Below are 253 nucleotides of genomic sequence, written 5' to 3'. Positions count from 1 at the left end.
ATGCGGCCGGTGGTGCGCTGGTCCAGCGCATCGAAGGTGCGGACGCTCTCGATCTCATCGCCGAAGAAGTCGAGGCGCAACGCCTGTTCCTCCCCGCTCGGGAACAGGTCGACGATGCCGCCTCGAACAGCATAATCTCCTTGATCGTGAACGGTTTCCGTCCGGACATAGCCATTGGCTTGCAGGAGTGTGGCAAGATCGTCGCGGCCGATCCGCTCGCCCGGCGCGAGCGTCGCGACCAGCTGGCGGATGC

General features: G+C 64.8%; 1 protein-coding gene. It reads right to left on the bottom strand.

Annotated elements, in window-relative coordinates; all coding sequences use genetic code 11:
• On the bottom strand, positions 1-253 hold a 253-nt coding region (locus tag AC0IW9_RS31320), incomplete at both ends, for a hypothetical protein (RefSeq protein WP_471652191.1).

The organism is Belnapia sp. AC561 (assembly GCF_979252845.1).
Note: the sequence above shows the minus strand (reverse complement) of the source record. Positions and strands in the feature narration are given on the sequence as shown.